1 protein-coding gene is annotated in these 232 nt (G+C 37.9%); it reads right to left on the bottom strand.

Going from position 1 to position 232, the window contains the following annotated elements:
• The coding region (locus RYX56_RS25540) for a replication initiation protein (RefSeq protein ID WP_317124543.1) at positions 1-232 on the bottom strand (232 nt) is incomplete at both ends.

Below are 232 nucleotides of genomic sequence, written 5' to 3' on the forward strand. Positions count from 1 at the left end.
GTCCCGTTCTGACATTTTCATAATTGACCATAATGTCTGTGTGGGCATTGATCTGGTCAACAGCAATGTCAATCACACGGGCTTTTAAATCCTTAATATCGTCGTATTTACCCACCACATTAAAGAAAATACGGATTTGCTCCAGTGTCAAAATAAGCACTTTATCCTTAAAGTTTTCCTTTCTTAAAAACCGGTAAAACTCCATTGCATACAGGCTATCGAGTTTCATCAG

The organism is Alkalihalophilus lindianensis, assembly GCF_032843265.1.
In the GTDB taxonomy this organism is placed as follows: domain Bacteria; phylum Bacillota; class Bacilli; order Bacillales; family Bacillaceae_D; genus Alkalihalophilus; species Alkalihalophilus lindianensis.